The 5280-nt window shown below is 59.2% G+C and carries 5 protein-coding genes; 4 read left to right on the forward strand and 1 reads right to left on the reverse strand.

Going from position 1 to position 5280, the window contains the following annotated elements; all coding sequences use genetic code 11:
• The first annotated feature begins 335 nt into the window (after window positions 1–335).
• Genes DQG13_RS30130 through DQG13_RS30145 form a run of 4 tightly spaced genes read left to right on the forward strand, consistent with a single transcriptional unit; the run spans window position 336 to window position 3856 of the window.
• Window positions 336–902 carry a sigma-70 family RNA polymerase sigma factor gene (locus DQG13_RS30130; protein ID WP_113023894.1) on the forward strand — a complete coding sequence of 189 codons (567 nt, stop codon included), beginning with the start codon at window positions 336–338 and terminating at the stop codon, window positions 900–902.
• Window positions 859–2034, forward strand: a complete 1176-nt coding sequence (locus DQG13_RS30135; protein ID WP_113023895.1) for a hypothetical protein — start codon at window positions 859–861, stop codon at window positions 2032–2034. The genes DQG13_RS30130 and DQG13_RS30135 overlap by 44 nt, the downstream gene beginning before the upstream one ends.
• The gene (locus tag DQG13_RS30140; RefSeq protein WP_113023896.1) at window positions 2031–3014 is read left to right on the forward strand and encodes an ABC transporter ATP-binding protein; all 984 of its coding nucleotides are present in this window, start codon (window positions 2031–2033) and stop codon (window positions 3012–3014) included. Before DQG13_RS30135 ends, DQG13_RS30140 begins: the two co-directional genes overlap by 4 nt.
• On the forward strand, window positions 3011–3856 hold the full coding sequence (locus DQG13_RS30145; protein ID WP_113023897.1) for an ABC transporter permease subunit: 846 nt from the start codon (window positions 3011–3013) through the stop codon (window positions 3854–3856). Before DQG13_RS30140 ends, DQG13_RS30145 begins: the two co-directional genes overlap by 4 nt.
• Before the next feature lie 382 nt (window positions 3857–4238).
• Here DQG13_RS30145 and DQG13_RS30150 read toward each other — a convergent pair whose 3' ends face one another.
• Window positions 4239–5027, reverse strand: a complete 789-nt coding sequence (locus DQG13_RS30150; protein WP_113023898.1) for a DUF817 domain-containing protein — start codon at window positions 5025–5027, stop codon at window positions 4239–4241.
• Window positions 5028–5280: the final 253 nt, after the last annotated feature.

The following is a 5280-nucleotide window of genomic DNA, read 5'->3' on the forward strand; positions in this document are numbered from 1 at the left end:
GGGAGTACAATGTCCTCCTGACTAGATGACCTCTTTGGTCATGTTATATTTGATGCATCGTTAGTGCTCTTACGGACATTTCACGGACACACGGTACGCTATTTACCCTGGGAAACCTCCAAATCCGCTGTTTTTCAAGCGGCGCTCGAGACAGTTAGGGGGGGATTACGGGCAATAGCTGAGCAATACCAAAAAACCCCTTTCCAGGATGAACGGGGATTCAAAGAATATTCCGTCATATAAGGATAAATCTACTGCAAAGGAGTTTTTTCGCAAGACCTGCTACAAAACCGGGACGGCATCCGTCTTATAAGGGAAAGGGGGACGGCGGCTACATGGAGGAAAGCGCACGGATACCCGAGCTGTTCCAGCTTCTGTTCCGGGAGCATTATCCCGGCGTGGCGCGGAAGCTTTATGCATTAACCGGCGATTATGCGGCGGCTGAGGATTTGGCCCAGGAGGTATTTCTGCGGCTTTACCGGAATCCTCCCGACCGGCTGGAGGCCGTGGGCGCCTGGCTGCACCGGGTGCTGACCCGGGTGGGCTACGATTATCTGAGGCAGCAGGCGTCCGGCAAGTCATTGTTGGCCAGGGAAACCGCCCGCGTGGCGGCATGGTCGGAGGAGACAGCCCCTTCGGGAGAGACGGAAGTGATCCGCGAGTGGGAAAAAGACGTGGTCCGCCGGGTGCTGCATAAGCTCTCTGACCGGGACCGGACTGCTCTTTTGCTGCGCGAGAATGGATACAGCTATGAAGAGATTGCCCACCGGCTGGAGGTTAACCCGAAGATTGTAGGCACCCTGCTGGCGCGGGCAGAGGAACGCCTGAAGAGAAAATACGGGCAGGAGGAGGAGCAGAATGGCGGAGGAAAAGAAACGGATCGGCGGGGAGCCGGCATTTGATACGGACCGGGCTTGGGAGCGGTTTGGAAAGCGGATTGCCGGGATAGATGAACAACTGATGGGGAAGCGCGGGGAAGATGGTTTGCCGGCGCTTGAAGCCGAGGTCCGGGCACGATGGGAGAGGCTTCAACACCAATACGAAAAGGAAGGTGCAGTGGAGATGAAAAAGACGGAAACCTTGGGAACAGCACAAGGCGCACCGGCTGCCGGAGGAGCGGAAGCACCCAAGGCGGCGCAGTGGACTTATGGAACGGGAAGCGCCTGGAGAACCGAGAAGCCGGGCAGACGCCGGCTGCGGAGACTGGCTGCGGGAGCGGCTGCGGCAGTTGTGGCCGTGAGCCTGTTTACAACCTCTCTGGGCGACCGGGCTTTGGCAGCCATGATGCAGACCTTCCGCGTCCAGCATCTGGCGGGCGTCGGGATATCCGCCGACGATTTGGCCACCATTTCCAATCTGCTGGAACGGGGATCGCCGGAGGGTGACCGGAGCTTCAATCTGGCCCAATTCGGCAGCTTGACCCAATCCGGCGGAGGGAAAACAGAGATTATTGCCTGGGACGAGGCGCAAAAACGGATGGGCGGTTCCCTGCTGCAGTTGGGGAGCTCCACCGATCCCGAGTACCAGCCCGCTGTCTCGCTTACCTTTCATCTGAATGTGGATGCGGTCAACCGGATGCTCATCCGTCTGGGCAGTTCAACCACCTTGCCTGCCCAGGCGGACGGCAAAGCCATCGAACTGCATGTCCCGGCCGGCATCGTCACTGAGGGCATCCTGTCAGGCAAGCCGGTGCGGCTGCTCCAATTCGGCAAGCCGGAGCTGACCGTGGAGGGCGGCATCGATCCGGCAACCGTCCGGGAGGCTGTATTGGGGCTGCCCGTGCTGCCGGAAAGCCTGCGAACCAAGCTGGCCGCCATTGGCGATTGGCAAAATACGCTGCCGGTTCCGGCGTTTGAAGGCGTGACGACGCCCTTTCAGCTGGGCGGCCATGATGCCTTGCTGGCAACGGACGACGATAGCCGTTATGTGTTCTGGCTCGAAGGTGAACGGATGGGCTTATTAAGGGGCAGCGTCCGGGACTTCCCGACAGCAGCCGACTTCCGGCAGGCGGCGGAGGAGCTTGTCCGGCCATGATGATTGCTACGGCGGAACTGACCAAAACCTACAATGGCCGCGGCGGCTGCCGCGGCATCACGCTGCAGGTGCCGGAGGGCAGCATTTTTGGCCTGTTGGGGCCCAACGGCGCCGGCAAAAGCACCTTCGTCAAAATGCTGGTTGGCCTGCACCGCCCCGACTCCGGCGGAGGCATTGTGCTGGGGCAGCCGTTGGGACGGCCGGAGGCGCGCCGCAAGCTCGGGTATCTGCCCGAGCTGTTCCGCTTTCAGGAGTGGCTGACTCCGCTGGAGGTGCTCCGCTTCCACGCCCGGCTGGGCGGATTGCGCCCGCAGGAAATACGCAGCGCCGCTTTCCGCAGCCGGATGCGGGATACTCTGGAACTGGTGGGTCTCTCGGAGGCGGCCGACCGCCGGGTCGGGGGCTTCTCCAAGGGGATGCAGCAGCGTCTGGGATTGGCGGCGGCCCTGCTGCTGGACCCGGAGCTGGTGATCCTGGATGAACCTGCCTCGGCACTGGACCCCATCGGGCGATACGAGATCCGCTTGTTGCTGAAGCGGCTCCGGGACAAGGGTGTGACTGTGTTCCTCAACACCCATCTGCTGGAGGATGTGGAGGAGCTGTGCGACGAAGCCGCCTTCCTGTACGGAGGCGAGCTGCTGGCCGCAGGCCCGCTGCATAAGCTGCTCAGCAGCGCCGGGGATGGCAGCGCCGCCGCCAACTGGCATTTCCGCCTGGGCGGCTGGCTGCCGGAGACATGGACGGAGCTGAACGCCCATGTGGGCGATTCCTTCGCCTCCCAGCTCCGCCTGGCGGAAGCCGACAAGGATGGCAACGCCCTGCTCACCGCTCAGATAACGGACCGGGAGCAAGCCGGCTACCTGTGCTCCGTCTTCATCCGCAGCGGACTGACACTTTACGAATCCGGTCCCGAGAAGGGCAGCCTGGAGGCTTGGTTCCTGCGGATGGCCCAATCCCGGCAAGGAGGTGCCCGATCATGACTGCGTACATTTGGGCTACCTTCAGGGAGCTGACCCGCAAGCGGGTATTCCTGGTCACGCTTATTCTGACCGGTCTTTTTCTCATCCTGTTCGCCATTGGGGCGCGGGAGCTGGCGGGTTCGACCGGACTGGCCGGCAGCTCCGCCGCCGAACGGCTGTTGAACAGCATGGTGCTTTTGGTGCTGGGACTTTTTTTCGCGCAATTTCTGGCGGCCTTCTTCGTCCTTTTCTCCGCCATGGGAACCGTCACCGGCGAGCAGGAGAGCGGACTGCTGCTGGCGGTTGCCGCCCGGCCTGTATCCCGCTGGAGGCTCTATCTGGCCAAGTGGCTGGGGCATGCCGTTTGGATCGTTGCATACAGCGCCATCCTGTTCACTTCGCTGGCATGGACCGTTCATATTATGACCGGGCTTCCGCTTCTGGCAGCCGATCTGGCGCGGGGTCTGGGGCTGTTCCTCTGGATGCCCCTGCTTCTCCTGTCCCTGACTATGCTGGGCTCCGTCTATCTGCCCATGCTGGGGAACGGCATCTGCGCCGCCTTGCTGTACGGCTTTTCCTTATTTACCGGACTGGTGGAGGGCATCTCCATCTATGGGGATACCCATCCCGCTGTGCAAAAGTTCTTCTTCTTGACCGGGCTGCTGCTGCCCACGGATTCCGTCTACAAAAGAAGCCTCTACGAGCTTGTAGGCGGGGCGGATTGGGCTGGACTGGCGGTGTCGGATATGGGGCCCTTTTCCGTGGCCAGCGTACCCTCCAATGCCTATCTCCTGTACACGGCGGGATATGCGGCGGTGCTCCTGTTGCTGGGATGCCGGGCGTTCAGCCGGAAGGATCTGTAGTAGCTGTAGCAGCAGCGGTTCCGTTGCGGAACTCAGCGGCGCTTATGCGCCTAAATTCAGTAAATACGAGTTTTAACGGAACTGGGGCGCTCTTACCGAGCTTTGGAGCGAAGAAGAGACCGCGATATAGGCAATAACAGCCGCTCAATTCCGTTAAAATTTGGAATTGCGCCCAATCGGGCACGTAAGAGCCGGAGAGTTCCGTTACGCTTCCCGGCCCCGTACGGCACAAAACATACAGCGGCAGCCCAGGACCGGATAAGTCCATGGCTGCCGCTGTTTTTTCCCCCGGCGAAGTGCCTGAAACCGGCGACGCCGAAGCCTCCGGTCCGTTGTCCGAGCAAGTCACCGTGTTTTCATCCAGCAGGGAAAGCCCCTCGCTTCATTCCTTTACTGTGGAAGTCTGCTTCCCCCGTCCTGCCTTCACATATTTCAGTTGAGCCACGATGATAACACTGATGATCACCAGCAGAAACCAGGAGCTGATCTTGCTAAAGCCGACCATTCTCCAGGCCTCCCGCTGGTCCGGGTAGGTCCACGCCCCCAGGAAGGTAGCGATATTCTCCGCCGACCAAATGAAAAATCCGACAATCAGAAACGCCAGCGACAAAGGCATCCGGTAAGTGGCCGCCCGCACCCGGTAAATGATCCACGTTTTGCGAAAAACAACAAACACCAACGCCGTCAGCCACCACCGGAAATCCGGCATAAAATGATGAGTAAAAAAGTTGAAGTAGATGGCCCCGCCCAGGAGAATCGACGCCATCCCTCCCGGCCAGCCGGTCATATCCATCCGCAGCCTGCGCCACACCTGACACATAAAGCTGGCTACACTGGCATACATAAACCCGCTGTACAGCGGCACGCCCCACAGCTTGGAATAACCTGGCTCCGGATAAGACCAAGACCCCATATGCACCTTATACAATTCCAGCGCCAGCCCGATGAGATGGAACAGGCAAATCACCTTGATCTCATCCCATGTCTCCAGCCCGCTGCGGTACATGAAATATTGCACCCCCAGCAGGATCAGCAAAATAGCGTCATACCGGTGCAGGAACGGCACCCCAATGACACGGGTAAGCGCCAGCGTCCCAAATATGGCAACCGGAAAGATACAGCTCATGGCCTGGTGATAGCCAAAATGAAGCAATTGAACAACGGACTTCATTCGTAAGTCCTCTCCTTGCCCTAAGTCTGTGGAGCCTTGCCTGGAAAAAGAGCCTTGCCCCAAGAGCTGCCTTCACAGACTGAACACACGCCCCCGACAGCATGTACCCGCCTGCTTCATCACAACCATAAAGCTGAATTTTCATATATATTTTGCAGTCAAGGCCCTATTGGGAACGATTGTGTTTGAAAAATCGTTACTACTTAGGTCTCCTCGAAAGGAGCTGAAATCCTTTGAAAAAATATCCAAATAC

Source organism: Paenibacillus sp. YN15, from assembly GCF_003285005.1.
Lineage (GTDB): Bacteria > Bacillota > Bacilli > Paenibacillales > NBRC-103111 > Paenibacillus_AR.